The organism is Streptomyces odontotermitis, assembly GCF_050510915.1.
Classification (GTDB): domain Bacteria; phylum Actinomycetota; class Actinomycetes; order Streptomycetales; family Streptomycetaceae; genus Streptomyces.
The window spans coordinates 799,367-824,851 of sequence record NZ_JBNJLS010000002.1; the positions used below are offsets into that span (position 1 = coordinate 799,367).

The following is a 25,485-nucleotide window of genomic DNA, read 5'->3' on the forward strand; positions in this document are numbered from 1 at the left end:
GACGCACCCGCACCGTCACGCCCCGGTCCCGCGCAGCCGCCGCACCACGGCGGCCGAAGAACCGGAACCGGAACCGGAACCGGAACCCGAGCCGTAGCCAGAGCCCGAGCCCGAGTCCGTCAGCTGCCCGACCACCAGCCGCACGACCGTCACGACATCGGGGTCGCCGACGAAGTAGATCTGCCGCCGCCCCTCCCGGCGGGAGCGGACGAGCCCGGCGAGCTTCAGCTTCGCGAGGTGCTGGCTGACGGCGGGCAGCGCCCCGCCCACCCGGTCGGCGAGGTGGGTGACGTCGCTCTCGCCCTGGGCCAGGGCCCACATGATGTGCAGCCGCGCCGAGGAGGCGAGGAGCCCGAACGCCGCGGCCGCCTCCGCGAGCACCTCGGCGGGCGGGTCCTCGAAACCCTCGCCGCCTCCGCCGCCCACGACGTCCGACGCCACTGCACTCTCCCGTCCTGCCCGCTGCTGCCGCCTCCTGTGCGGGGCCCCAGTCTAGGTGTCCGCGCGCGAGGCCCCGGCCGCCGCAGTCACCCCGGGCGCACTCCCGGCACCGGCCTCCCCGGCCGCATCTCGACGCGGCCACCACCGCCACCACCACCGCCACCACCACCGCCGACCACCGCCCGCAGCCCCAGAAAGATCAGCATCCCGAACGGCGACAGCAGAATCGTGAACACCAGCAGCGGCCCCATCACCAGCGCATGCACCCCGAGCCGCCGCCCCTCCCGGTACATCCACTGCCCGATCAGCAGATCCCACGCGATGACCTGCGCCCAGATGGCACCGGCCCCGTCGGCGTGCGCGGTCAGCTCGCGGAAACCGTCGAGGCTCGGGCTGCGGACGGCGGCCCACAGTTCGGGGAAGACGGGCACCGCCAGCGCGAGGTAGACGAACAGGATCGGCACGACGGTCAGTGGCGAGGCGGCGACACGGGCGGTCACGCGCCAGGCCGGGGCGAAGATCATGAGGAGCCAGACCGGGGCGGCCAGCCAGAAGGAGAGAGCGAAGAGGAACCCGGTCATGCGACGACCTCGACTTCCTTGCGGGAGAGGGTGCTTGGCCCCTGCGCGGAGCGGACCGCCCAGTACACGGCAACCCCCGTGGCCACCACGATCCCGCCCGCGACCGCCAGCGTCACACCGTCCGGGTGGATCAGCGGCTGCCCCCGCAGCGCCTGCCAGGTGAGCAGGGAGAAGAGCGCCGCGTACGAGCCGGAGGCCACGAGCACGAGGCGCACGCGCACCCGCTCGTCGGCGAGGCGCACGGCTCGGGGCATGAGGGCGACGAGGCCCATCACCACGAGCGGAAGCAGCTGCAGCGCGTGCATGCCGAAGAAGTGCGGGATGCGCAAGTCACCGCCGGTCGTCGACCAGCCGGTCAGCGGCATCGAGGGCCCGCCGTCCGGGACACCCACACTGTGCGCGCCGACGACGTCGGACTCGCCGCGCACCTGCCCCGGCGCGGGCTGGGTCATCAGGAAGCCGACGGCCGCCCCGGCGAGGGCGATCGCGACGCCGCACCGCATGGCCCAGGCCGAGGCGCGGTCGGCGATGCGGGCGCGCAGCAGGAGGACGGCGATGGCGAGGGTGGCGGCCCAGAGGACGACGACGGTGACGGCCATCGCGTTGAACAGGGCCTCGTCGAAGGGGGTTTGGTGATTGAAGTGGCTGCGCTTCCCGCGCACCACCTGCCCGGTGATGATCACCATCTCGATCAGGCTGGCCGCGGCGACCACGGTCCCCGCCCACCAGCCGACGCGCCGCCCCCGGTCGAGCCACGACAGCATCCAGGCGAGCGAGAGCCCGTACGCGACGAAGGACACCGCGAACTTGAACGGCTTGGCCCAGATCGGCGCGCCCACCAGGACCCGGTCGTCGGCGGCGAGACCGACCGCGGATATGACGGCCAGGACGGCCATCGAGGCGGAGAACAGCACGAGTGGGCGGTGCCAGGTACGCCATAAGGACAAGGACACAGGTATCCCCTCAGAGGTCGGCCGCATAGAGCGAACAGAGCGCACAGAGCGCACAGAGATGTCGTACGGCGAGGAAGCATGATGGATAGCGGCGCTATCTGCTATCCGATAGCGCAACTATCTATGATGGGGGCGGGGTTGGCAAGGGCGCCCCCGGCCCGGCGCGAACCGCGAGAAGCCGACGAACAAGCCAGAGACCGACGAACAAGAACGAGCGAGACCGAACGAGGGCGTGAACAGACCGTGCGCATAGGCGAGTTGAGCCGCAGGACCGGCGTTCCGGTGCCGACGATCAAGTACTACGTTCGCGAAGGACTGCTGCCGCAGGGCGAGTTGAGCAGCCCGAACCAGGCGCAGTACGACGAGACACACGAGCGTCGACTCCGGCTGATCCGGGCGCTCCTGGAGGTGGGCGGACTCAAAGTGGCGGCGATCGCCGAGGTGTTGGGCGCCGTCGACGACCCGGAGCGCCCGCTCCACAAGGTGCTCGGCGCCGCCGCCCACCGCCTCGGCGGACCGGACGCGACGGACGACGACGCGGAGGCGGCCGCCGCGCAGACCGCCGTGGAGGAGCTGATCTCCCGTCGCGGCTGGCGGGCCAACCCCTCGAACAACGCCGCCGGGGACCTCGCCCGCGCCCTCGCCGCCCTGAACCGCGTCGGTCACGCCGACTTCGTCGAACTCCTCGACGAGTACGCCGACGCGGCCGAGCAGGTGGCCCGCGCCGACCTCGGCTATGTGGGCCGCCGGGTCGCGGTCGAGGATCTGGTGGAGAGCGTGGTGATCGGGACGGTGCTCGGCGAGGCGGTGTTCAACGCGATGCGCAGGCTCGCACACGTGGATGCTTCGGCGCGGCTGTACGGGGAGGGAGCGGCGGGGGCGACGGGCGTCTCGTGACCGATACATGATCACTTCGTTGCACGAGGCGAGTGACACCACTCTTCCTGCCCGTCCCGTCACGCTCACCGCTCTCGCCGCACTCGCCGCCCTCGCCGCACTCAGAGGTGATCTCGCTCGTGCCCGTACCCAAGTGGCTGCCGTTCGCCGCCACACGACTGGACGACATAGAAGCGACGCTCGTCGAGCAGTACGCCCGGCTCGTCCGCCTCGCCTACGTGGTCCTGCCGCGCCGCCTCGGCCGCCACAGCCGCGTCCTCGGCGCGCACGCCGTGGTCCAGCAGGCGCTCCCGCACACTCCCCTGCACCTCCTGCCGGGTCAGCGACACGACCCGGAGGCGCCCCATGAGGCACGCGGCGCGCGCGATGCGCATGACCCGCGTGACCCGCGTGACCCGCATGACCATCGCGATGCGCATGACCCGCATGACGCGCACGAGACCCACCAGGCCCACGAGGCCGAGTACTTCCTCGTACGAGAGCGGGTGCTCCGGCGGGCCCTGCGCCACGCCCACCGCCCGCGCGGCTGGCCCCGCTTCCTGCCGCCGCCGCGCATGCTGCGGCCCACCTTGCCGATGGTGTGGGGCCTGCGGCTCTTCCCGCACCTGGGCGGCACCGCCGAGGCCGAACTCGACCAGGCCCTGCACGCCGCCTCGCCGCCCGCACGCGCCGCCTTCGCGCTGCGCCACCTCGACGGTCTCGACGACGCGGACATCGACGCGGTGCTCACCGCGGTCGGCGTGCCCGACGCGTCCCGTTTCCGCGCGGAGGCACGGGAATTGGAGGAGAGCTTCGGCGCACCCGCCGAACCACTCGTCCTCTCCGACGAGTTCGACCCCTGCGCCGTGCAGGCGGGCCCGACCGACCTGCTGCGCCGCCGCAACCGCCGCCTGGCCGGGTTCCTGGCCGCCCTCGTCCTCGTGGCGGCGGCAGGGGTGAGCGCCGTGCGCTTCGCGGACGACTCCACCTCCACCAGCCCCCTGTCGCTGCCGTTGCCGCTGTCCGGCGGAGAGGCGGTCCAAAGGACGCTGAACCCGTGGAACTTGGAGCGCGTCGCGGACGACGAGTGGCTGCACACCGCGCGCATCGACTTCTCCGCGTGGCCCGCACGGGGTGAACTGACGGACGACAACACGGTGTTGGCGCGAGCGCTGGCGGCATGGTCGGCGCAGCCGACACGCGATCTGCGCCGCACGGCGACACCCGGCACCCCCACCGATCCACCGTCGCGCCCACCGCAGTTGCTCTTCGCGGGGAAGGTGGACGGGCGCGCGATCGTCGTCCTCCACGACGGCATGCGGCTCGTGCGCTACGGCGAACCTCTGACGGCCGGGTCCGGGAACGGCGCCGATGACGCGGGGGCGGCCTTCACGATCGACTTCGCCCGCACCGACGAGTCCGACGTGACCACGGCAGGCGCCGTCGAGATCTCCCGTGGCAGGGGCGGGGGCGAGGCCGGGACCGGGGCCGGGACCGAGGTCGGGAACCGAAGCAAGGAATCAGCCCGCTTCCTGCTGGCCCCCTGGATCGCCGAGAGCACGACGCGCGACCTGCTGCGCCCCAACACCCCGGCCCGCGACCTCCCCGTCTCCGACACGGGCATCACGGATCGCGCCCCGGTGCCCACCCAGCAGGGCTCGTGCACGTCATGGCCGGTGCTCCAACTCCGGTCCTCCTCCAAGGTCGCGGAGAAGCACGCCTTCCTCCTCTCCGACCTCGGCGGCCCCGCCCCCGCCCACCTCACGTACACACCGCTGCCCTCGTCGTCGGTGCCCGCCCGCCAGCCCAGGGAGGCGACGGGAACCCCGGCCCTGCTGGCCTGGGCTCACATCGCCTGCGGGCTCCAACAGGCGTACGGCAGTGGGATCCGGGCCGTGAACACCTGGGACTACGCCGAACAGCGCCTCCCCGAGCACGGCGGCAGGGCCGTGTGGTCCTGCGTGCGCTACGACTCCTGGCGCGGCCCCGGCGACGTCGCGGTCCGGTTCCGCGACAGCACACAGGCCCCCGACGCCCCGGCCGCCGACGTCGCCCGCGTCCGCAGGACGCACGCGTGCAGCCGCTTCGGCCAGCACGTGCTGGCGAGCCGCACCTGGACCGCGCCGTCCGGACACCGCTACCTCCTCGCGGCGGGCAGCAGGGCGGTGACGTCGATCCGCTCCCCCGGCACCCCGTCGATCCGGACATCGAAAACCACCCTTGCCGTGCGCGCCCCGTCCCACCCCGTACGACTCTCCGCCCGCCTCAGGACCGGCGGCACGGTCGAGGGCTTCACCGGCACCGATTAGCTCGGGCCGCTCAGCTCTCGGTGACGCGCCAGGCTCCCACCTCGCGGAAGGCGGAGTCGTAGATGGCCTCGCCGTCACCGGGAGCGAGGGGATAGTGGCGCACATTGCCGCCCCAGTACCGCAGGATGCGGCCGATCTCATCGCTGGCGTGCTCGCGGAACGCTGCATCGGTCATGTCGACCTCAAGTACGAACTTCATGCCTTCAAGATTCTCATTGAAGTCCCCAGTGAAGGTTGCGCCGCTACAAGGCAGGCAATTCCGTGCTTCACAGCGGTACAACCTTCAAACGCAGGCGAGGATGAAGAGTGCTCTGGGCCGAGTCCAGAGATTCTCACCGGAAGTCCGGAGCGGGCCCGCGCCGTGCTGTCGGTCCGAAGACGCGCGACACCCATTGATCGAGCCGGCTCGCGAAGGCGGCTGCCGAATCGATGCCGACCGCCGGCAGCACTCCGACGTCGTCGAGACCGTCGTGGCAATAGTCCACGTCGGCCCAGCCGCCCCGGAACAGCACCACCGACAGCTCGGCGTCCGCCGGCCCGGAGACGACCACGCCGATCGAGTCCGGGTCGCGCACGAGCGTCCGGTCCGTCTCCAACTGCTGTGGCCACGGCGCGGCTTCGTCCCGCCACGTCACACGCCCGACCGTGAGACCGGCCGCTCGCCACCACGCGGCTCGCTCCGCGATGACCGCACCTGCCTGGTCAAGATCAATGACTCGTCGCACCGGCAGATCATCGCACCCACGGGCACGCGCTCTGGAAGGCACGGGCGCCGGGTGGATCTCGAACTCGTCGAGACCCACGGTGAGCGGAGGGACCACGCCGCGCCAAGGCGGCGTCAGGCGGGCTGCGGGGCGGACGTTGCCGGAGCAGCCGCGACCTCGCGGTCCTCGCGGGTCTCGCGCAGCATCAGCAGACCGCTGACCACCATCACTGTCGCGGTCAGGCAATGGACACCGAACGCCATGGCCACGGAGCCGTGGTGGGACAGCACGGTGGCCATGTCCCCGTACGCGGCGAATGACTCCACCAGCAGCACCCAGCCCAGCGCCCGGCGGTGGCCCGTCACCAGCAGGATGCCCAGGACGAGGGCCAGGACGACGTCGCGTATCCCCTTGATGACCAGGAAGCCGCCGCCGTCGCCGGACGGCCAGTCCGCCAGGCCGAAGGTCGGCGCCGTCGCGGCCGGGCTCAGGATGAATTCCGAGCCGAACCAGAGGATGAAGAGGATGAAGGCGGAGACCAGGACGGTGTTGAACTTCTTCAGCGACATTGTTCTTCTCCTTGCGGGTCTTCGATATATGAGTCGTCGATTTACGCGCCTTGGATCTCGGCGGCCAACTGCCGCCGCGGGAAAGGGGATCAGGGGCCGGTTCAGCGCGTTGCGCCCGAGGTGAGGATCTCCATGAGATGACCGTCGGGGTCGCGGAAGTACGTGCCCCTGCGCCCTTCGACGTGCCTGCTGCGATAGACCTGCTCGACCTCTCGGCACGCGGGGTCGCCGTAGTGGGTGATTCCGCCCCGCTGGATGCGGGCGAGAGCGGCGTCGAACTCCTGCTCACTGACCATGAATGCGTAGTGGTGCGGCTCGAAGTCGTCCACCTGGTCGTAGTCCAGGCTGACTTGGTTGCCCAGCGTGACCGGCGTGAAGTGCGCCACCGGCGGATCGACGCTCAGGCCGAGGATGTCGGCGATGAACTGCGCCGAGGCTTGCGGGTCATGGGCGGGGACGATGGTGTGATTCAGCTCCACGGTCATGGTGACTCCTCGTCAGAGATGGGGTTACGCGTGATGGGGGGGGGAGGGAGAGGGCAGTTCTTCTCCGGCTGCCCTCCTCCGGCTGCGGCCGCCGTACTCGGCAACCAGCCGCGGTTCAGACGAGGGCGGCGGCCAGGAAGGCGAAGGCGGCGATGATGACGGCGACCCGGAGGTAGTGCCAGCGGTCCCAGCGCCGCAGCTGCTCTTTCCAGTCGGCCGGCCGGCTGTCGGTGGTCCACGCCTTGACCCGGTTGTTGATCGGGACGAGCACCAGGACCGAAAGGAGCACGCTGACAATCAGGAGCGCGCCTGCGGCGATCACGAGGCCGGTGCCGTGGTGATCCCATCCCGCACCGGCCCAGACGCCGACGAGGACGAGCGAGGTGATGTACCAGAACGGCATCACGGCACCGCCCACTCGCGCCCCGTGGGTGCGGGCGCGCAGGCCGTTGTCGCCGGGGAGGGCGTTGAGGATCGGGTTGCTGAAGACGGGGACGGAGAACTCCACCCCCACCATCACACCGACGATCACGATGGTGATGACCTGAAGCGCGTCGAACATGACAACCCCCTGAGATCTAGCGCTGCTAGGTGATGAGGCAACGCTAGCGCTACTATCGCTCGCTTGTCTAGCGGTGCTAGCCTCGAATCATGTCGGTACAGGAGCGCAAGCAACGCGAACGGGCGGAACGGGAACGCCTCATCGTGGCCACGGCCCGCGAACTCGCCGAGCAGCGAGGCTGGGACGCCGTCACCACCCGCAGGCTCGCCGAACGCATCGAATACAGCCAGCCCGTCCTCTACAGCCACTTCCGCGGCAAACGGGAGATCATCGGCGCCGTCGCCCTCCAGGGCGCCACCAAGATGGCCGTGGCGGTCAGGGCCGCGACCTCCGCCGCGGACGACCCACGCGAGCGGGTCACCGCCCTGACCCGCGCCTACCTCGACTTCGCCGTGCGCAACCCGGCGGTCTACGACGCCATGTTCCAGCTCGACGGCGGCCTGGCCTTCGCGCGGGAGGACAGCCCCGAGCCGCTCAAGGACGCCTTCGCCGCCCTGCTGGAAAGCCTCGGCGAGGTCGCCGGCGACGGCATCGACCCGGGGCTGTTCACCGAGCTGTTCTGGGCGTGCCTGCACGGCCTGGCCACCCTGACCCGGGCCGGACGGCTGCCACCCCAGGAGGCCGAGACCAGGGTGCAGCTACTGATGGACCGCCTCGCCGTGGTCTGACGGTATGGGTCGGATGGTCCGGCGGGCGCGCGGTCCAGAGCCCCTCAACCCGGCGCACCGGGCTGGCGCGCGCGTCAGTACGGCCGGTCCCCCGCGATCGCCACGCGCTCGGCGACCCGGCGTGCGTCCCCGTAGTCGGCGACGGCGTAGTGCTGCGTGGCCCGGTTGTCCCAGAACGCGATGTCACCGGCCGCCCAGCGGAACCGCACCTGGAACTCGGGCACATGGGCCTGCTGGAACAGCAGCCGCAGCAGCCGGTCGCTCTCCGCCCGCTCCACGCCGAGGATCCGGGTGGTGAAGGAGGTGTTCACGAACAGCATGCGCCGGCCGGTCTCGGGGTGCCGCCGCACGACGGGGTGCCGCACCGGCGGAAAGGACTCCTGCCACCGGGCGAGCCGGTCCGCCCCGTAGAACCGCCTGAAGCCCGGCAGGAAGTCGTGCTCGGCGACGGCTCCGTCGATGCGTTCCTTCACCGCGTCGTCGAGGTTGTCGTACGCGGCCGCCATGTCGGCCCACATGGTGTCGCCCCCGAAGGGCGGAACCTCGCGCAGCTGCAACACCGCGCCCATCGCGGGCCGTTCGCGGAAGGTCACGTCGGTGTGCCAGACGTTCTCGAAGCTGGGCACGGCCGCCGCGCTCTTGTCGAACCGCACCACCTCGTCGCTGTCCCCGCGCTCCAGGAGCGGATTGGTCTCCAACTTCCCCCAGTTGCGGGCGAATTCACGCTGCCGCTCGCTGCTCAGGTGCTGACCGCGGAAGAACAGCACCTTCCACTCGAGCAGGGCCCGGTTCAGTTCCGCGCGCAGCTCGTCGGTGACGGGTCGGGTGAGGTCGATGCCGCGGATCTCGGCACCGATGGTGGCGGCCTGCGGCACGACGTCGAACAGCTCGTACGGCCGGTCCTGCCACCCCTCGGGGGTGCGCCGCAGCAGCCGCCGTCCTTCATAGAGGCCGTCGGCGGGGATGGGGGCGGGACGCAGGGAGCCGGAGAGGGCGGAAGGGGCGGATGACATGAGGGAGAGGGAAGGAGAAGGAGAAGGGGAAGGGGTGACGGGCATGGGGCACCTCCGGAATCCGGAACGGGGGAACTCCCGTACGTGCGCGGCACGTTGGGGTCACCGAGGGTCGGCTGGTCAGGGACCTGCGAGCCCACGGGACCTACGGGCCCACGGGTCGTACGCGATTCAGGCGGCGTACACGACGCGACGTACGGAATGGAAGATCAACGGCGAGGGATCGAAAAGTCCGCTACAAGCCGCTGCGCGCGCAACCACATCGGTCCGGCACGGTGGCCGTACCGAAGGCGTGGGCGCGGTGGATGAACATGCCCTCATCCTGTGCCGCGAAGGATCCCCAGGTCAAGCCCTCCCCGGCCTCCCGACAACCGGCCCCGGCACCGCCCCTCCTGGACGGCGCCGACACCACCCACCACCGCCCGCCGCTAAAGGGCAGGCAGGTTCGGCACGAAGGGAGCCGTGCTCGGGCCCCGCATGGCCTTCTCGTGCTGCATGGACGTGAGGCGGCGTACGAAGAAGATGGCGAGCACCGCGGCCGCCATGTCCAGCGCGTCGGTCACCATGACCGAGCCGAGAGCGCGCTGGATCTCGTCGGCCGTTTCGGCGCGGGCGTACTGCCGACCGGCCGTCCGACCGGTGAGCCAGGCGAGAACCCACACCCCCCACCACCAGTTCAGGATCGCGGCACCGCGCCGGTTCTCGGCCGAGCTGGCGTTCCAAATGTCGAGGGCGATCCGGCGCGGGAACCAGAAGTTGACCACCGGGCAGAACCAGCCCCAGATCGTCCAGCCCCGGCTCTTCGCGTGGCACTCGGGAGCGAACACCTCGCCGTTGACCCGCACGCGGTGGAACCAGACGAGGAACACCACAGCGGTCGCGATCAGCGCCACGGTCTGGGCGCCACCGGCCAGCGAGTAGAGCGTGTCGGCGCGGTCGATCTCCTCGTCGGTCACGGAGCCGAAGCCGGAGGAGGCGAGCCGGTCCACCACGTCGTACGACTGGTAGCCCCGCCAGAGGGCGAAGACATCGGTGGCGATGACGACGGCCAACAGGATCGAGACCGCCTGCCCGAGCCCGACGGGCGAGCGGAGCACGGCCCACGGGCCGGGTGCCGATGATGAGGGTGATGACGCCGAGGACGGTGGTGGCGGTGGTGCGACAGGCAGGCCGGACATGTGGAAACCCCCCACGGGTCTTGGATCGTGATCGTGATCGTGATGCGCGGCGAGCCGCATCTCCCCAGGCGGCTCGCGCAAAATCGGAACTTTATGCGGCTCTCGTTCGCCATGTCCAATGCAAAAGGACGAGAAATAGCCAGGTCACCCGGTTATGGCAATAACCAGGGGCCGCCTGTCAACGTTACGAGGAGACACGTTCCCCGTACGTGGGGGGGGACGCCGTCTCCCGTGATCAGCCTTCATCAGTCGCAATCAGTCGCAATCAGCCGTCATCAGCCGTCATCAGCCGTCATCAGCGAATAGCGGAAAGGCCCAAGTGACCGTCTCCATCGTCCTGTTCACCGCCGACCTGCGCGTGCACGACCACCCGCCGCTGCGCGCCGCCCTCGACTCCTCCGATGCGATCGTCCCGCTCTTCGTCGTGGACGACGCCATCGCCGCGGGCGGGTTCGCCACCCCCAACAGGCGCGCGTTCCTCGCCGACTGTCTCGCCGACCTCGACGAGGGGCTGCGGCAGCGCGGCGGCCGGCTCGTGGTGCGCAGCGGGGAGCTCGCCGCCGAGGTGTGCCGGGTGGCGGCCGAGGCCGACGCGGAGGCGGTCCACATGGCGGCCGGGGTGAGCGCCTACGCGCACGCCCGGGAGGAGCGGCTGCGCCGCGCGCTGGCCGGGGACGGACGCGAACTGCACGTCCACGACGCGGTGATCACCGCGATCGCACCGGGCGCCCTCACGCCTTCCACCTCCGGCTCGGACCACTTCGCCGTGTTCACGCCGTATTTCAGGCGCTGGTCCGCGCAGCCCCTGCGCGGGGCCCTGCCTGCGCCGCGCCGCATCGAGGTCCCCGAGGCGATCGGCTCCGAGCCGCTGCCCCGGCGCGCCGACGCGGGCGCGGTCAGCCCGGGCCTGGCCCGGGGCGGGGAGACCCGCGCACGCGCGGCCCTGGCGACCTGGCTGCGGCAAGGCATCACCACGTACGAGGACTTGCACGACGACATGGCGGGCGATGCCACGTCGCGGCTCTCGCCGCACCTGCACTTCGGCACCTTGTCGGCGGTCGAGGCGATCCACCGGTCCCGGGGCGGGACGGGAGGCGGCAGCGGGACGGGCCCGGACGCCTTCGTACGGCAATTGTGCTGGCGGGACTTCCACCACCAGGTGCTCGCGGCGCGCCCGGACGCCTCGGTGCGGGACTACCGCACCCGCAACGACCGCTGGCGCGGCGAGGAGGAGGCCGCCGACGAGATCGCGGCGTGGAAGGAGGGCCGCACGGGCTACCCGGTGGTCGACGCGGCGATGCGCCAACTCGCCCACGAGGGCTGGATGCACAACCGCGGCCGCCTGCTGACGTCCAGCTTCCTGGCCAAGACCCTGTACGTGGACTGGCGCGTCGGCGCGCGCCACTTCCTGGAGCTCCTGGTGGACGGCGACGTCGCGAACAACCAGCTCAACTGGCAGTGGACGGCGGGCACCGGCACCGACTCGCGCCCCAACCGGATCCTCAACCCCGTGACGCAGGGCAAGCGTTACGACCCCGACGGCAGCTACGTCCACCGCTGGGTGCCGGAACTGAAGGGCCTCGACGGCCCGCACGTCCACGCCCCCTGGAACCTGGAGGGCCTTGACCGGGCGCAGTTCGACTACCCGGATCCGATCGTGGACTTGAGTGAGAGCCGGGCGCGGTTCCTGGAGGCGCGGGGCAAAGAGTAGGAGGACTAGGAGGACTAGGAGGTGATTCCGGCACCAAGTGCCACGCCTCGTCGCATCTGTGGGAGTTGCGCCGGATTCACCACCCGAACGTGGCGATCTTCACCAGGCCCTTGGCACCCTGTGTCACCGCTCCGACCACGGTCCTCGACATCACCTCGGCGACGCTCTCGCCGACCTCGACCACCTGTTGGGCGGGGCCGGCCAGTGCTTTGCTCTCCTTGAGCCGGGCGTTGACGTAGTAGCTGGTGGTGGCACCTGCGACAGGGCCGAGGACCGGGCCGACCACTGGCACGGCACCGCCGGCAATGCCGCCGGCGGCTCCGGCCGCACCGGAGACCAGCCCGCGCATGCCGGCTTCCACGTAGTCCTCGGTGTCGTGGAATTCGTCGTCCCTGACGAGAAGGGCCACCTCGATGACGGGTGTCGACACGACACCTGCCAGCGGTCCGGCCACTTTCACCAGGGTTTGCGCGCTACCTTTGGCCGTGGCGTATCGGGCCGCTTCCCGCCCGACCGTCTCGGCCCCGAGGGCTTCCGCCTTCTTCGTGAAGAGAACCTTCGTGCTCTCGCGGACCGTGGTCTTGATCACCTCGGCCATGAGGTCGTCCGTTGCCATCCCCCCGCCCTCCGCCCTTGTACGCCTGCACTCTTGTGGGCCTGCACTGTTTTCGAAGCTAAGCCGCTTCGGGGACTTGCGTGGTGCGCCTCGTACAGGTGTGGCGGGTGCGGCAAAATCGCCTTCACGAAATGAAGCACGGTCTCGCCTCGGCCTGCCTTTGCGCCCCCGTCACCACCCGGGCGCCCCCCTGAGGGCTCAGCCTCTGGACGACTCGTCGATGGCGGGCATCGGCTCCCCTCCCGGATGCCACGCGCCGAGGAAGCCGGACTGCCGTCCGACATCGACGAGTTCGACCCTGGCACCGATGCTGTCCATCCGGTGATAGGCGAACGGCCGCCCATAGGGACAGCCGGAGAAGTCCACGGGCATGCCCTCGTCCTCCAGACGCCGGGAACCGCGCCGCACATTGCTGCTCCAGAAGCCGATGTGATCGAACCTGGCCCCCTTCGAGGCGTCCCAGGGGCTCCCAGGCGGCCCTTCGATGAGCTCGATGAAGGGCGGCCCGCCCGCGGTGAAGACGATGCGGAAGTCCCACTCACCGAGCCGGTCGGAAACGGGATCACTCCACTCGACCCCGGCCGCACGCTGAAAGTCCTGCATTGCCTGCTCGATGTCCGGGACCACGAAGCACACATGGTAGAAGGCAGCCATTCACTCATGATCGAGCACGTCATCCAGAAGCCCAAAGGCCAAAAGGTCAAAAGGTTCAAGAAGGTCTAGAAGGTCAAGAGGTCAAGACAGCAGTGCCTTTTGACGTCACCATACGCGGTGAACTCGCCGCCTTCTTCGGCGCGGACCGGCTCGCGACCCTACCCGCCACGGCCTTCCCGCCCTCGATCGCGGACACCGAGGGCGCCCGCCTCCTGCAGACCGTCGGCATCCCCACCGGGACGCTGTGGCTGCGCGAGCCCGACGAGGACGGTAGCCGGCTGCCCCTGGTCCAGGACGTCATCGACAACGTCGCGCAGCACGCGTCCCATTGGCCCGTCTTCGGCTGGCTGCTCAACGTTCACCTCGCCCTGGACCCCGTTTACACGACTGCGATGAGGAGGCCGACTTCGAACGCCTGGAGCGCGAGGTCGAGCGCATCCGTCAGGAGACGAGCGGCATCGACCCGCTCCCCTTCCAGGACGACGAGACCGTCTGGTCGGTGGTCGGCGAGGAGATCGCCATGGGCCGGCGTTTCAAGGGCGACAGCCCGGGAGCCCGTTCGCTCTACGGGTGACCGGACGTTCCGGCGCACCCAAACTCCCCAACCCCCATGTCCGTAACTGCAATTGATACGTCATGGCTGCGAAGACGACCGGCTCCTAGCATTTCGTACGCGCCCCGCAGAAACGTGATTCCGATACAGCCATGCCAAAACGGCGCAGAGGGAGTTCGTCCGATGAAGCCGCTTCGTTCAGCCACCGCGCTCGGTGCCGCCGTCATCCTCGCGGCCACCGCCACGGCCTGCGGCGGAAGCTCGGAGGCCGCCACACGCACGGAGAAGAGCACAGAGAAGAGCAACGAAAAAGGCAATGAAAAGAACGTCGCGAGAAACACAAAGACGCTGCGCCAGCTCAACAACATGGACGAGACCCCGGCGAAGCTCTCGAACGCGACGCTGATCCTCGTCGACTACCAGAACACCTACACCAAGGGCGTGATGGAACTGGACGGCTGGCGCCCGGCGGTGAACAACGCCGAGGCTCTCCTCAAGCGCGCCCGTAAGGCAGGTACGCCGGTCATCCACATCGTCGACAAGGGATACGACCTCAACTCCAAGGCGGGCCAGATCATTCCGGCGCTCAAGCCGGTGAAGGGCGAGCCCGTCGTAGAGAAGAGCGTACCGAACGGCTTCCACGGCACGAATCTCGCCGAGGAGGTCAAGAAGGCGGGCAACAAGAACGTCATCGTCGCGGGCTTCATGACGAACATGTGCACCCTGTTCACGACGCAGGGCGCGTTCCTCAACGGCAACAACCCGACCGTGGTGGGCGACGCCTCCGCGACCCGCCCCCTCCCGCTGAAGGGCAACCCCCACGGCATCCCCGCGAAGCAGCTCCACGAGTCGGCCCTCGCCACGGTCCAGGACCTTTACGGGGTCGTGGTCCCGTCGCAGAGGTCCCTCAAGTAGCGCTTCACCGGCCGACGACGCCGACGCGGCGAACCCGCCCAAGTCCAGGTCTCCGACGTCGGCGTCGGCGTCGGCGGTCAGCGCGGCTGCTGTTCCGCGATGACCGCCCAGTCGTCCGTCCCGCGACCGTCGGCGATGGCCTGATCGAAGACGGCACGCAGTAGTTGGCCGATCGGGAGCGGAATGTCTTGGTCGGTCGCCGCGTCGAGTGCGAGGTGGAGGTCCTTGCGGCCCAGGGATGTGGTGAATCCGGCCGGCTGGTAGCGCCGTTCGGCGATCATCGATCCGTAGCCGGTGTAGACGGGTCCGGGGAAGAGCGTCGAGGTCAGCAGCTCGACCAACTGCCCGGAGTCGACACCGGCGCCCTCCGCGACGCTGACGGCCTCGCCAAGCGACTGGATCGCGCAGGCGATCAGGTAGTTCCCGAGGATCTTCACGATGTTGGCCTGCTCCGGACGGTCGCCGAGTCGCCAGGTCCGCGAGCCGATCACGTCGAAGAACGGCTGCACGCGGTCGAGCAGCGCACTCTCACCGGCCGCGAGGACGTTGAGCGCTCCGGCCTCGGCGACCGGGACACGGCCGAAGACCGGTGCCGCGACATATCCGACACCATGCTCGGCGTGCGCTGCACCGGCCCGGCGGGCCAGGTCGGCACTCACTGTGGCGAGGTTGACGTGAACGGTCCCGCCCGGGGTCTGGGCGAGGACCCCGGAGTCGACGAACGTCTCGGCGACGGCCCGGTCGTCGGACAGGACCGAGAAGACCACTGGCGACTGCATGGCCTCCGGCACCAAGGCGGCACGACGGGCACCCGCTGCGACGAGTTCGTCCGCGGGCCCGTCGGAGCGGTTCCACACCACGACGTCGTGGCCCGCCTTCAAGAGATTGTGTGCGATGGGCCTCCCCATGGCTCCCAGACCGATGACCGCGATGCTGCTCACGCCGGGCACTCCTCCCTTTGAACCGTCTGAAGCAGTTCACAGGATGTCATGGAGCTACGATCGCAACGAACCGTCTGAAGCAGTTCGACGGATGTTGTCGCTCACTGCGGAGGCTGAAATGACCGAGGATGCACGTCGCGTGTTCCGGATGGACAACGAGATCCTGGCGTTCCGGTTCACCGCCACCGTGAGCGATCGCGCCCGCCTGACGCCGAGAGAGCGACTGACCGATCCCGCACAACTGAAGACCTGGCTGGGGGCCACAGGGCTCGACGTCCCGGACGTGTCACCGACCGACCTGGCGGGCGCCGTCGAACTGCGCGAGGCGATCTACCGCGTCGGATCGGCGATCGCCGCAGGTGAACAGCCGGATTCCGAGGATGTCCGCACCCTCAACACGATGGCTGCCGCCGGGCACGCGAAAGCTGCGCTGGAACACGAACGCGCAGGATGGCGCCTGACGAGGACGACCCCGGTCGACGACGCCCTCGGGGTCCTCGCCACGGACGCCATCCGCATCCTCGGGGGCCCCGACCGCGACCGCATCAAGAACTGCGAAGGCCCCGGCTGCGCGGGACTGTTCCTCGACACCAGCCGCGCAGCCAACCGCCGTTGGTGCTCGATGAACACCTGCGGCAACAAGGTCAAGAAGTCGCGCATCAACACGAGCTGACCCGGCCGAACCGCGATCGGCCCCGTCGACGACGCGACGTCCCGGAACACCTAGGGCCTGATCCGCCGGACAGGCCCTAGGCGCGAAAGGTCGTGGTCGACTCGACCGGAGCCCGCTCGGTCCTCACCTGGTTCACCGGCGCGGCCTCGTCGGCGTAACCGAAGGAGATGCCGACGAGCAACTTGCCTTCGGTGACGCCGAGTTCGGTGACGCCGAGCTCCGTGCGTACGGTGTCGGCGTAGAAGCTCAACAGCCCCTGCGGGCAGCTGTCCACGCCGTACGCGGTCATCGCCAGGAGCAGCGTCTGCATATAGCCGCCGACATCCGCGGCGAGCCGCGCCTCACCCTCGCCGTGCACGAAGAGGAACGCCGCGTGGGGCGCACCGTAGAAGCGCAGGCTCTCGGCGTCGTAGGCGGCGCGTGCCGCGTGGTCGTCGGGGCCGATGCCCAGCGCTCCGTACAGTTCGGCGCCGAACGCCGCCCGGCGCGCCTGGTGCACCGGGGCGTACATCCCCTCGGAATACGGGTAGTCCACCGAGGTGCGCCTCTCGGCGTGGGCCGCCTGCAGGGCGTCGGCCAGGCGCTGACGTGCGGCGCCGCTCACCACCTCCACCCGCCAGGGCTGCGCGTTGGAGCTGGACGGCGCGGCGCCGGCCAGCGAGAAGATCCTGCGCAACGTGTCCTCGGGCACGGCTTCCGGACGGAACGCGCGGGTCGCGCGTCGGCCGCGTATCAGCTTCTCCGCGCAGCTGCTCAGCTCAGTGGGGGCGAACTCGCCCGTGGAACTGCTCATGGAACTGCTCATGGGACTGCTCATGGGACTGCTCATGGGACTCCTTGGTGCTGGAGAGCTCATGTAAACGGGATCGTTTACATGCAGGTGTCACCTTAGCCCGGCATCTCAGGTGAAGTAAACGGGGTCGTATACTTCCTTCATGAGGGCTACGGCGGGTACGGCCGCTGCAACAACAGCTGCTGCAACAACAGCTACGGCGTCCCAGCGGCGGGGACGCGGCGGGCGCGAGCGCATCCTGGCCGCCGCCGCCCGCCTGTTCGCGGCCCAGGGCATCAACGCGACCGGCATGGAACAGGTCGCGGAGGAAGCGCCGGTCTCCAAGCGGACGCTCTACGCGCACTTCCGCACCAAGAACGATCTGGTCATCGCCCACTTGCAGGGCCTCGTGCTGTCGGGTGCCACGCTGGAAGGCGTGCTGACGCGCGAGGACATCCCGCCGCGCGACCGGATCCGCAGGTTGTTTGACCAGCCGACGGCGGCCGCGGCAGCGGACGCGGCTCCGGTGCGCGGGTGTCCGTTCATTGACGCCGCCGCGGAGTTCCCGGACCCGGAGAGCGCGGTGCACTCGTACGCCCGGGAGCAGAAGCTGCGCATGGTGGAGCTGATCGTCGCCCTGGTGACGGAGCTGGGCTGCCGCGAACCCCGCTCACTCGCCGAACAACTGGCCACCCTCGCGGACGGGGCGGCCAGCCGCGCCATGGTCCTGGACGACGCGGACTACGGCCGGCATGCGCGGGCGGCGGCGGAGGTCCTCGTCGATCAGGCTCTGCCGGGAGCAAGCTGACGACGGCCGGGCACCACAGCTCAGCTCCCCTAGGCTCAGCTCAGCTCCCCTCGGCTCACCTCACCTCACCTGAGCCCAGGCAGCCCCCGCAGCTCACCCACCCTCAGGACACGGGCGAGGGCCAGGAACAGGACCGCCATGGTGGCGCCGCCCACGGCCAGGGAGAGCGCGGAGGACCACGTGCCCGAGTCCACATTCACGGCCCCGGCGCACACACGGGCGGCGAGCCAGGCCAGCGCGCCCGCCGCGACGGCGGAGGCGGTGAGTTTGCCGTAGGTCCGGCACAACCGCCTGCCGTCGAGCCGCCCTTCGAGGCGCCGCCGCAGCCGCAGCGCGGTGACGAGCAGCCCCACTCCGTACGAGACGGCGTACGCACCCGCCATCCCGGTGACCGCCCACCGCGCGGGCAGCAGCAGGTGGCAGCCCGCGGCCAGGGCGATGTTGACGACGGCGATCCACACGGCCATGAAGAACGGCGTACGGGTGTCCTCGAAGGCGTAGAAGCCGCGCAGCAGCAAGTACTGGGCGGAGAACGGGATGAGGCCGAGCCCGAACGCCTGGAGCATGTGGCCCAGCGGCGCGGCGGCCGCGGCGTCGGCCGCGCCGTGGGCGAACAGCAGCTGCGCGATGCGCGGGCCGAAGGCGAGGAAGAAGAAGGCGGCGGGGACGATGACGACTCCGCTGATCCGCAGCGCGCGGGACAGATCACGGCGCACGTCGTCCAGGCGCTGCTCGGCGACGGCCCGGCTCATGCGCGGGAGCAGGGCGGTGACGAGGGAGACCGTGATGATGGCCTGGGGCAGCATCCAGATCGTCTGCGCGTTGGAGTACGCGGTGAAGCCCACGCCGCCCTTGGGCAGGGCCTGGTCGGCGGCGGAGGCGTAGCGGGTCACGACGGTGCCGGCCACGAGGTTGGCGAGCACGAAGAGCAGCGTCCAGCGAGCCGCACCGAGACTCTTGCGCAGCCCCGTGCCGCGCCAGTCGAAGCGGGGCCGGAAGCGGAAGCCCGCGGCGCGCACGAAGGGGATCAGGGCGAGTGCCTGGACGGCCAGGGCGAGGGTCGTGCCGAGGCCGAGCAGCGTGACCTGGGTCGGGGTGATGTCCTGCACGCGGTCCGGGACGGTCATGAGCCCGACATAGACCCCGAACATCCCTACCAGAACAACGTTGTTGAGGACGGGGGTCCACATCATCGCCCCGAACCGGTTCCGGGCGTTGAGTACTTGCCCGAGCATGCTGAACAGCCCGTAGAAGAAGATCTGCGGCAGCAGGAACCGTGCGAAGGTCACGGTCAGCTCGAACGCCTCGTGATTCTCGGGCGTATCGCTCTGATAGAGGCTGATGATCTCCGGCGCCGCCCATACGGCGAGCGCGGTGCCGACCCCGAGAACGCACAGCACGAGGGTGACGAGTCGCTGCTCGAAGGCGGCGCCGCCGTCCGGCTGTTCGGCACGGGCCCGCACGAGCTGCGGGACGAGGACGGAGTTCAGGGCCCCGCCGATGACGAGGAAGTACAGGCTGGTGGGGACGGTGTTGGCCTGGTTGTAGGTGGTGGCGAGCAGCCCGGTGCCGAGTGCGGCGCCCTGCAACACCTGCCGGATGAGCCCGGTGGCCCGGGACGCGACGGTCCCCACGGCCATCACGACCGACGAACGCGCCAGCCCACCCTTGCCCCCGCCCTTACCCGGGCCCATCTTCGGGGCGGCATGCCGCCCCTTCTGCCGCTTCCGCCACCCCTGCCGCTTCCGCCACCCCTGCTGCTTCTGCTGGTTCTGCTGCTTTTGTGGCCGCGCTGTCGCCGCGGTCGGCGCCGTCCCCTCCGTCATCGCCCCAACGTACGGCTGGAGATGGCCTTCCCCACGGAAAGACGAGAGAGATCCTCACCACCCGGCCAGTACGGAACCGATTGCTGCTTTACGGTGCGACGCATGACCTCTCACGTCAGCTCCGGCACGGGAAGGGCCGCCGGGACCGCCGCCCTTCGGCTCACCTGGACGTTGACCGGACGGGGTTGGGCGGAGTGCGTGGTCGCGGCGGATGCCGTGAGAGTCACGCTCACCGCCTCGTACATCAGCAGCGCGCCTGAGGATCTCCTGACGGCTGTGGCCCGGATGCTCGCCGACGAGTCGGAAATGCCGCTGCAGTGCGTGCAGTTCGAGGCAGAGCCGACCGCCTACCGATGGCTCCTCGCCCGCAAAGGGGACACGGTATGGCTCCGCCTCCTTGCGCTGCGGCGCGCCCATGACCACGACGCGGCAGGGACCGAGCTGTGGTCGGGAGCGGTGAGCCTCGATCGTCTTGCCCGTGCGGCGGTTCGCTGCTTCGACGGCGTCGCAACGACCCACGGCGAGGACGGGTACCGCGACCGGTGGGGGCGGGACTTTCCCCGAAGGGAGCTGGAAGCGCTCAGGCGCGGGTGGCAGGTGTGGCAGGCTCGCCGGTGCGCCGACGAGTGACGACGGGATCAGCCGAGTAGTGACGGGATCAGGGGGCAGGGGCCCGAGATGAGCTACGCCCCGGTGAGGACGAATTCACCGCCGTGGGGCTGGACCGGTACCGGGACAACGACGGCTGGGCCTCTTCGCAGTAGCGCCTGATCCTCACTAGGAGCACCGCACCTCTGCGCTAACTAGGAGCACCGCACCTCTGCGCACCGCGCCACTACCTGGTCGGGGTCCGCTCCGCGCAGCCCTCCCCGCAACGCGATGCCCCGAACCTCCCTAATTTCACCGCCCTTTGACAGACCGTCCACGACACCCCTCGCATGTGACGCAATGATCACCAACGGGCTGCATCCCTTCAGATGATCTTGGGCATGGATGGGCCGCACCACTCCCCACACAAGGAGCCCCACGCCCCCATGAACGGCCCGAGCACCCCCTCCCCCACACCCCTCGCGCCCCCCGCAACCTCCACGCCCACCATGCCCGGCGCCCTCCCCCTGATCGGCCACGCCCACCGCCTGGCCCGCGACCCGTTGCCCTTCATCACCTCTCTCCGCGAGCACGGCAGCGTCGTCCGCATACGCATCGGACCGACCCCCGCCTACGTGGTCACGGACCCCGCCCTCACCCGCCAGGTCCTGGTGACCGACGCCGCGGACTTCGCCAAGGGCGGGAAGATCATCGATGCGTTGAGAGTCTTCTTCGGCGACGGACTCGCCACAGTGGCCGACGGCGACACCCACCTGCGCAACCGCCGGCTCATGCAGCCCATGTTCAACAAGGCTCACATCGCCACCCGCGGCACCGCCATGATCGACCAGGTCCGGTCCATGGTGTCCGGCTGGCGCGAGGCCGAACACCGCGACGTGTACGCGGACATGAACGACATCACCCTGGCCGCGTTCCTCGTCGCGCTGTTCGGCACGGACCTGCCCCAGCACCTGCAGGGCGAGTTCACCGCCCTCATGCCCGCCATCATGAAGGGCACGATCCGCCAGACCGTCCTCCCTCCCTGGATCACCCGCCTCCCCCTCCCCGCCAACCGCGCCCACGCGGACCGCGTCGCCCGGCTGCGCGCCCTCATCGACCAGGCCATCGACCACCACGCGAGCCGCATACCGGAGCAGACCCGGCCGGAGACGACAGGCGAAGGCGCCACCAGCCCCGCCACCAGCCCCGCTCCCGCCCCCGACGCCGATGCCGATGCCGATGCCGACTCCGGCTCCGGCTCCGGCTCCGGCTCCGGCTCCGACACCGGTCAGCCCACCGAATGCCCCCACGCGGCCCAAGCCCAGGCGAAAGCCCCGGCCCAAGCGAAAGCTCCGGCCCAAGCGAAAGCTCCGGCCCAAGCCCGAGTCCAAGACACAGAACAGCCGGGCCTGTTCACCACCCTCCTCAACGCCAAGGACCAGCTGAGCCGCCAGCAGCTGCAGGACGAGGCCATCACCCTCCTCACCGGAGCCATCGAGACGACCGGCACCACCCTCGCCTGGACGCTCTACGAGATCACCCGGCACCCCGAGATCGAGGCGCGACTGCGGGAGGAACTCGCCTCCGTCTGCGGCGACCAGCCGCTGAGCTACGAGCACCTCGACCAACTCCCGTACGCACGCCGGGTACTTCAGGAGGCCATCCGCGCCTACGGCCCCGCATGGATGGTGACCCGCACTGCGGTCCGCGACGTCGACCTGGGCGGACACCACATCCCGGAGGGCGCCGACGTCGTGTGGAGCCCCTACCTCCACCAGCACGACCCCGACCACTTCCCCAACCCGGACGCCTTCGATCCAGACCGCTGGACCCCCGAGCGGGCCGCGGCCACCCGCGGCTCCTTCCTCGCCTTCGGTGACGGCCGCCGCAAGTGCATCGGGGAGAACTTCGCCTGGACCGAACTCCAGCTCATCCTCGCCACGGTGCTCCAGACCTGGCCCCGCTTCGAGACGACGTCACGCCCGCCCCGCGCCCAGGCCGTCGTCACGGTGAAGCCCGACGCGTTGACCATGGCGTACTACTCCACCGACTCCGCGCAGAGCGAGGTGATGGCACGCTAGAGGCAGGAGTTGGCCCGTAATCCTGCACAAAGGGGGCATTCATGAGTGCCGGGTACGTGCGACAGCGACGCCTGCGTGTCGCTGTCATCGGTGTGGGCATCCTCGGAGCCAGCGTGGGCTGGAACCTGTCGCGGCACGGGGCCGAGGTGGTCTTCATCGACGCGGGCCGGCCGGGCGAAGGCGTCACCAACTGGTCCTTCTCGTGGGTCAACGCGAGCAACAAGACCGAGCGCAGGTCCTACTTCGACCTGAACGTCGCGGGCATGGCGGCGTACCGCGAGCTGGCGGAGGCCATCGGGTCGGACTCGTGGTGGTATCCCAACGGCCACCTGCGCTGGGCGGGCGACGATCCCGTGGCGGAGGCGAAGTTCCTGGAAACGGCGGAGCTGTTGGCCAGTTGGGACTACCTGGTCGAGGTCTGCACGGGTGCGGAGGTCCGCCGCAGCCTCGAACCGGCTCTCGCGGTGCCCGACGACGCCCAGGTCCTCTTCTATCCCGACGAAGCCTGGGTGCACGGACGTCATCTCGTCGGCCGCCTGGTCGACCGGGCCGTCGAGTCCGGCGCCGTGCACCGCTTCGGCGCCACGGTCCTCGACATCGACGTCGACGCAGAGAGGGGCGCCGATGGGAGCGTCCGGACGACCGTGGCCCTGTCGGACGGGAGCCGTCTCGACGTCGACGCCGTCGTGAACGCGGCGGGCCCCGGCGCCTCCCAGGTCGCCGGGCTCGTCGGACGGCACCTGCCGATGCGCCGCGAGCCCGGCGCCGTCACCCGCCTCGACTGCGCCCGGGTCCCGATTCACCGGGCCATGCACGCTCCCCACATCGAGCTCCGCCCCGACGGAGACGCTTCGATGGTCCTCCACAGCCGCGAGATCGACGCACGTATCGACGCCCGTATCGACGCCCGTATCGACGCGCACCTCGACGCACACACTGACCCCAACGAAGACGCAGAGGAACTCGCGCGGCTGCTGCACGAATCGGCGTGCCAGGTCGTGCCACAGCTCACCGACTCCCGTATCGCACGGACCCGGATATCCAACCGGCCCATCCCCACCGATGGATTCCCCTCAGTGGGAGCGGTGCCGTCCGTGCCCGGCTACTACGAAGCCGTTTCACACAGCGGCATCACGCTCGGCCCGGTGATCGGCCAACTGCTCGCCGAGGAGATTCTCAGCGGGAAGAGGGACGAGCTGCTCGCGGACTTCCGCCCGGAGCGTTTCCCCCAGTAACAGAACCCCTCCTCCTCCGCGAAATGGAACGGCGCCTCTTGTGTGACGTCCATGGCCCCTGCGCTGCCCGCCGTTCCGCATGAGGGGCATACGGGGGTACGCACGAGGGCGCACGACTGCCTGCACCCATAACGTGCCCGCAGACGCAGGCGCCGGCCCAACTCCCCTGCAGGGCGCGCCGATTCCCGTCCCGTGGCCCTCGCGAGCTACAGTTCTTTGCCCCCACAGCACCACCGGTACGACAGCACCGCCAGCGCAACAGCGCCACCAGCACGTCAGCACGACCGCTCCACCTCCTCCCCCCACGACTGCATCCCCAACTCCCGTACGCCCGTACGTGGTTCCACCGGAAAGGGAACGCCAGCCGTGTCTCAGAGCTCACGCCGTCTCAGACCCGCAGCCGTCGCCTCCGCGACCGCCGTCGTGGTCCTCGCCCTCGGCTTCACCGGCATAGGCACCGCCTACGCATCCGCACCCGCAGCGCCCGCCGCACCCACCGCACCACCCCCCAGCTCCGCCGAACACACCACCGGCGACGACCCCGACCAGCCCGACAACCCCCTCTACGACGCCCCCGAGGGCTTCTACGTCGCCTCCGGCCGCGAGTCCGTCTCCCTCTCCTGGAGCACGCTCTCCGCCGCCACCTCCTACGAGGTGTACCGCGCCGAGGCCGAGGGCACCGGGGACGACGAGGTCGGGCCGTACACGCGGCTCGCCACCGTGGGGACGGGTGCGTACGTCGACGGCGACGCCGACCCCGACGTCATGTACGCCTACAAGGTCCGCGCCCTGGACGACGCCGGGCACGTCTCGCCCTACACCGAGCCCCTCCGCGGCACCCGCGACACCGTCGCGCCCTTCGCACCGCGCGACCTCACCCGCGTCCGCGAGGACGAGCGCGGCGTGACCCTGACGTGGCGCACCGGCGACTCGGACTCGGTGAAGTACGTGGTGTACCGGTCCGAGTCCCTCAACGCCCACCGCACGAGGGTCGGTTCGACGACGTCGCTGACCTTCCGCGACACCAAGGGCGAGGCGGGCCTCACGTACACGTACGAGGTGCGGGGCGTCGACGCGGCCGGGAACGAGTCCGAGGCGTCGAACCTCGTGACCGCCACCAAGACGGTCGGCACCGGCACCGCGCCCAAGGCCCCCTACCTCGCAGGCGCCCAGCTCGTCGGCAAGCGGCTCAGCCTCTCCTGGTCGCAGAGTCCGTACGTCCCGGTCGCGTCCTACACGGTCTACCGCTCCAAGACGTCCCCGGTCGACATCACCGACCCGGCCAACCGCGTGGCCACCACGACGCGTCCGGAGTACACCGCCACGGTGAGCGAGAGCGCGGACGAGCGGGACTACTACTACGCCGTCGTCGCGACGACCCGGTACGACGTCGCCTCGCCCGCCTCCGCATCGGTCAGGCCGACGTACTCGGAGCCGCAGCCGCCGGGCACCACCACGATCTACGACGTCGCGCCGGGCGCGGGCAGTGTGCGGCTCAGCTGGTACGACGTCCCGTACAGCAACGGCGACTCACCCGTGACCGGCTACCGCGTCTACCGCTCCACGAAGCCCGGCGTCACCAAGGAGAACGCCGAGTTCACCTACACCACGTCCACCAGTGAGTACCTGGACCGCGGCCTGACGGGCGGCACGAAGTACTACTACGCCGTCGCCACCCTCAATGAGGACGGCCTCGAATCGGCCCTCTCCCCCGAGGTGTCGGCCACACCGACCGCCTGACGGACCAGGGGCCGGGAGGCTACTAGTCGTCCC

At 70.0% G+C, this 25,485-nt stretch carries 27 protein-coding genes and 1 pseudogene; 13 read left to right on the forward strand and 15 right to left on the reverse strand.

The features are described from left to right. Nucleotides 1–15: 15 nt before the first annotated feature. From ACQB60_RS09750 to ACQB60_RS09760, 3 genes are all read right to left on the reverse strand, one after another. Nucleotides 16–441: an ArsR/SmtB family transcription factor gene (locus ACQB60_RS09750; protein WP_496925439.1), complete on the reverse strand. Its 426-nt coding sequence runs from the start codon at nt 439–441 to the stop codon at nt 16–18. An 86-nt stretch (nt 442–527) separates the two neighbouring features. After that, nucleotides 528–1,022: an ABA4-like family protein gene (locus ACQB60_RS09755; RefSeq protein ID WP_496925440.1), complete on the reverse strand. Its 495-nt coding sequence runs from the start codon at nt 1,020–1,022 to the stop codon at nt 528–530. Continuing rightward, complete coding sequence (locus ACQB60_RS09760) at nt 1,019–1,918, reverse strand: hypothetical protein (RefSeq protein WP_496925661.1); 900 nt, start codon at nt 1,916–1,918, stop codon at nt 1,019–1,021. The genes ACQB60_RS09755 and ACQB60_RS09760 overlap by 4 nt, the downstream gene beginning before the upstream one ends. Before the next feature lie 300 nt (nt 1,919–2,218). Between ACQB60_RS09760 and ACQB60_RS09765 the strand changes: the two genes are divergently transcribed. Together ACQB60_RS09765 and ACQB60_RS09770 are read left to right on the forward strand one after the other, a co-directional pair. Further along, complete coding sequence (locus ACQB60_RS09765) at nt 2,219–2,872, forward strand: MerR family transcriptional regulator (protein ID WP_496925441.1); 654 nt, start codon at nt 2,219–2,221, stop codon at nt 2,870–2,872. Between the two features lie 119 nt (nt 2,873–2,991). Then, on the forward strand, nt 2,992–5,160 hold the full coding sequence (locus ACQB60_RS09770; RefSeq protein ID WP_496925442.1) for a hypothetical protein: 2,169 nt from the start codon (nt 2,992–2,994) through the stop codon (nt 5,158–5,160). A gap of 10 nt (nt 5,161–5,170) precedes the next feature. On the opposite strand, the gene ACQB60_RS09775 is transcribed toward ACQB60_RS09770, so the two are convergent. From ACQB60_RS09775 to ACQB60_RS09795, 5 genes are all read right to left on the reverse strand, one after another. Next, nucleotides 5,171–5,359 carry a hypothetical protein gene (locus ACQB60_RS09775; protein ID WP_496925443.1) on the reverse strand — a complete coding sequence of 63 codons (189 nt, stop codon included), beginning with the start codon at nt 5,357–5,359 and terminating at the stop codon, nt 5,171–5,173. A gap of 133 nt (nt 5,360–5,492) precedes the next feature. After that, complete coding sequence (locus ACQB60_RS09780; RefSeq protein ID WP_496925444.1) at nt 5,493–5,963, reverse strand: hypothetical protein; 471 nt, start codon at nt 5,961–5,963, stop codon at nt 5,493–5,495. A 35-nt stretch (nt 5,964–5,998) separates the two neighbouring features. Beyond that, a complete protein-coding gene (locus tag ACQB60_RS09785; RefSeq protein WP_496925445.1) occupies nt 5,999–6,433 on the reverse strand; it encodes a DUF4267 domain-containing protein in 435 nt (144 codons plus the stop codon). A 101-nt stretch (nt 6,434–6,534) separates the two neighbouring features. After that, entirely contained in the window at nt 6,535–6,918 is a 384-nt protein-coding gene (locus ACQB60_RS09790) for a VOC family protein (RefSeq protein ID WP_496925446.1), read from the reverse strand. Between the two features lie 115 nt (nt 6,919–7,033). After that, nucleotides 7,034–7,480 carry an anthrone oxygenase family protein gene (locus ACQB60_RS09795; RefSeq protein ID WP_496925447.1) on the reverse strand — a complete coding sequence of 149 codons (447 nt, stop codon included), beginning with the start codon at nt 7,478–7,480 and terminating at the stop codon, nt 7,034–7,036. A gap of 89 nt (nt 7,481–7,569) precedes the next feature. Here ACQB60_RS09795 and ACQB60_RS09800 point away from each other — a divergent pair, with 89 nt between their 5' ends. Further along, entirely contained in the window at nt 7,570–8,148 is a 579-nt protein-coding gene (locus ACQB60_RS09800; RefSeq protein ID WP_496925448.1) for a TetR/AcrR family transcriptional regulator, read from the forward strand. A gap of 74 nt (nt 8,149–8,222) precedes the next feature. Here the strand turns inward: ACQB60_RS09800 and ACQB60_RS09805 are convergent, their stop codons facing one another. Both ACQB60_RS09805 and ACQB60_RS09810 read right to left on the reverse strand, forming a co-directional pair. After that, entirely contained in the window at nt 8,223–9,161 is a 939-nt protein-coding gene (locus ACQB60_RS09805) for a TauD/TfdA dioxygenase family protein (protein WP_496925449.1), read from the reverse strand. Nucleotides 9,162–9,589: 428 nt separating this feature from the next. Beyond that, on the reverse strand, nt 9,590–10,258 hold the full coding sequence (locus ACQB60_RS09810) for a DUF4328 domain-containing protein (protein WP_496925450.1): 669 nt from the start codon (nt 10,256–10,258) through the stop codon (nt 9,590–9,592). 400 nt (nt 10,259–10,658) lie between these two features. Between ACQB60_RS09810 and ACQB60_RS09815 the strand changes: the two genes are divergently transcribed. Further along, nucleotides 10,659–12,050 carry a cryptochrome/photolyase family protein gene (locus tag ACQB60_RS09815; protein ID WP_496925451.1) on the forward strand — a complete coding sequence of 464 codons (1,392 nt, stop codon included), beginning with the start codon at nt 10,659–10,661 and terminating at the stop codon, nt 12,048–12,050. Nucleotides 12,051–12,126: 76 nt separating this feature from the next. Here ACQB60_RS09815 and ACQB60_RS09820 read toward each other — a convergent pair whose 3' ends face one another. Together ACQB60_RS09820 and ACQB60_RS09825 are read right to left on the reverse strand one after the other, a co-directional pair. Continuing rightward, entirely contained in the window at nt 12,127–12,666 is a 540-nt protein-coding gene (locus tag ACQB60_RS09820; RefSeq protein WP_496925452.1) for a hypothetical protein, read from the reverse strand. Nucleotides 12,667–12,864: 198 nt separating this feature from the next. After that, nucleotides 12,865–13,320: a VOC family protein gene (locus tag ACQB60_RS09825; RefSeq protein ID WP_496925453.1), complete on the reverse strand. Its 456-nt coding sequence runs from the start codon at nt 13,318–13,320 to the stop codon at nt 12,865–12,867. Between the two features lie 92 nt (nt 13,321–13,412). Here ACQB60_RS09825 and ACQB60_RS09830 point away from each other — a divergent pair. The 3 genes and pseudogenes from ACQB60_RS09830 to ACQB60_RS09840 form a co-directional block, all read left to right on the forward strand. Then, nucleotides 13,413–13,637: pseudogene (locus ACQB60_RS09830) on the forward strand (SUKH-4 family immunity protein); the annotation flags it as partial. Nucleotides 13,638–13,648: 11 nt separating this feature from the next. Beyond that, nucleotides 13,649–13,894 carry an SUKH-4 family immunity protein gene (locus tag ACQB60_RS09835; protein ID WP_496925454.1) on the forward strand — a complete coding sequence of 82 codons (246 nt, stop codon included), beginning with the start codon at nt 13,649–13,651 and terminating at the stop codon, nt 13,892–13,894. A gap of 162 nt (nt 13,895–14,056) precedes the next feature. Next, nucleotides 14,057–14,788 (forward strand): cysteine hydrolase family protein, encoded by a 732-nt coding sequence (locus tag ACQB60_RS09840; protein WP_496925455.1) that lies wholly within the window; start codon nt 14,057–14,059, stop codon nt 14,786–14,788. 77 nt (nt 14,789–14,865) lie between these two features. On the opposite strand, the gene ACQB60_RS09845 is transcribed toward ACQB60_RS09840, so the two are convergent. After that, a complete protein-coding gene (locus ACQB60_RS09845) occupies nt 14,866–15,729 on the reverse strand; it encodes an NAD(P)-dependent oxidoreductase (protein WP_496925456.1) in 864 nt (287 codons plus the stop codon). Between ACQB60_RS09845 and ACQB60_RS09850 the strand changes: the two genes are divergently transcribed. Next, complete coding sequence (locus tag ACQB60_RS09850) at nt 15,710–16,402, forward strand: CGNR zinc finger domain-containing protein (RefSeq protein WP_496925457.1); 693 nt, start codon at nt 15,710–15,712, stop codon at nt 16,400–16,402. The two genes, ACQB60_RS09845 and ACQB60_RS09850, sit on opposite strands and share 20 nt — an antisense overlap. Nucleotides 16,403–16,478: 76 nt before the next feature. Here the strand turns inward: ACQB60_RS09850 and ACQB60_RS09855 are convergent, their stop codons facing one another. Continuing rightward, entirely contained in the window at nt 16,479–17,195 is a 717-nt protein-coding gene (locus tag ACQB60_RS09855; protein WP_496925458.1) for a nitroreductase, read from the reverse strand. Nucleotides 17,196–17,337: 142 nt separating this feature from the next. Here ACQB60_RS09855 and ACQB60_RS09860 point away from each other — a divergent pair, with 142 nt between their 5' ends. Further along, on the forward strand, nt 17,338–17,982 hold the full coding sequence (locus tag ACQB60_RS09860; RefSeq protein ID WP_496925459.1) for a TetR/AcrR family transcriptional regulator: 645 nt from the start codon (nt 17,338–17,340) through the stop codon (nt 17,980–17,982). A gap of 65 nt (nt 17,983–18,047) precedes the next feature. On the opposite strand, the gene murJ is transcribed toward ACQB60_RS09860, so the two are convergent. Beyond that, the gene (gene murJ / locus ACQB60_RS09865) at nt 18,048–19,622 is read right to left on the reverse strand and encodes a murein biosynthesis integral membrane protein MurJ (protein ID WP_496925662.1); all 1,575 of its coding nucleotides are present in this window, start codon (nt 19,620–19,622) and stop codon (nt 18,048–18,050) included. A gap of 288 nt (nt 19,623–19,910) precedes the next feature. Between murJ and ACQB60_RS09870 the strand changes: the two genes are divergently transcribed. The 4 genes from ACQB60_RS09870 (at nt 19,911) to ACQB60_RS09885 (ending at nt 25,452) form a co-directional block, all read left to right on the forward strand. Further along, nucleotides 19,911–20,438: a hypothetical protein gene (locus ACQB60_RS09870; protein WP_496925460.1), complete on the forward strand. Its 528-nt coding sequence runs from the start codon at nt 19,911–19,913 to the stop codon at nt 20,436–20,438. A 404-nt stretch (nt 20,439–20,842) separates the two neighbouring features. Next, the gene (locus tag ACQB60_RS09875; RefSeq protein ID WP_496925461.1) at nt 20,843–22,477 is read left to right on the forward strand and encodes a cytochrome P450; all 1,635 of its coding nucleotides are present in this window, start codon (nt 20,843–20,845) and stop codon (nt 22,475–22,477) included. Between the two features lie 41 nt (nt 22,478–22,518). Beyond that, on the forward strand, nt 22,519–23,712 hold the full coding sequence (locus ACQB60_RS09880) for an NAD(P)/FAD-dependent oxidoreductase (protein WP_496925462.1): 1,194 nt from the start codon (nt 22,519–22,521) through the stop codon (nt 23,710–23,712). A 366-nt stretch (nt 23,713–24,078) separates the two neighbouring features. Beyond that, the gene (locus ACQB60_RS09885; protein ID WP_496925463.1) at nt 24,079–25,452 is read left to right on the forward strand and encodes a fibronectin type III domain-containing protein; all 1,374 of its coding nucleotides are present in this window, start codon (nt 24,079–24,081) and stop codon (nt 25,450–25,452) included. The last annotated feature ends 33 nt before the right edge of the window (nt 25,453–25,485 follow it).